Below are 781 nucleotides of genomic sequence, written 5' to 3'. Positions count from 1 at the left end.
GTCCATCCCGGCGTCTGCTACAGTCGCCGAAGGGCCTTTGCGCGCCGCTAGTCAAAGTCGCAGCCTGGCTGTCGCCAGCAACGCTGCACCTCAGCGTCAACGACCCAATGGCGCCGTCTCTCGCGTCGCAGATGGTCCTGCATCGCGACGACGGGCGACCGCCCAAGAGCGATCGGCGAGCCCGCTCCGGCGCCTCGGACACACTGTCGAGCCCTAAATCCCCATAGCCCCGCCCGCCATCCCCCGGTTCAGTTCAATCAGGCTTCAATGTAGTCGCGACCCGTGCGAGCCCGTACCATCGCGCCCGCGACTACACAGAACCCTCCAGATTCCCACTATGACCCGACGCAAAGAACCTGCGATACCGAATGATCTTCTCGACCAGCTTCTGGCGGGAGGGGCAGCCAGTGCCGCCTTCGAACAGGGCGGCCTGTTGGATACGCTCAAGAAGGCTCTGACCGAGCGCGCGCTGAACGCGGAAATGGACCACCATCTGGCGAGCGGCGAAGACGCTGGCAATACCGGTAACGGCTATGGCCGCAAGACGGTGACGACCGAGACCGGCAAGCTGGAGATCGATGTTCCGCGCGACCGCCAGTCGAGTTTCGATCCGGTATCGACACCGCAGCTGATCGCCAAGTACCAGCGTCGTTTTCCCGGCTCACATGACTATGCCGAGGTCAAGAGGTGTGTTAGGGCGGCATCGTGTTGCTCCAATTGGCGGCGGAATCCAGAGCTAGGCCCGATTGCGTGACACGGCTCGGTCAATCGAGCCTGGTCA

The 781-nt window shown here is 63.1% G+C and carries 1 protein-coding gene and 1 pseudogene; both read left to right on the top strand.

The features are described from left to right. Positions 1 to 227, top strand: a 227-nt coding sequence (locus NKJ01_RS36270; RefSeq protein ID WP_352735390.1) for a hypothetical protein, incomplete at its 5' end; no start/stop codon positions are given. Positions 228 to 337: 110 nt separating this feature from the next. Further along, positions 338 to 670, top strand: a pseudogene (locus NKJ01_RS36265) (transposase); the annotation flags it as partial. Positions 671 to 781 lie beyond the last annotated feature (111 nt).

Origin of the sequence: Mesorhizobium sp. M0276 (assembly GCF_040321755.1) — a bacterium.
In the GTDB taxonomy this organism is placed as follows: domain Bacteria; phylum Pseudomonadota; class Alphaproteobacteria; order Rhizobiales; family Rhizobiaceae; genus Mesorhizobium.
This window is presented reverse-complemented; position numbering and strand designations above follow the sequence as displayed.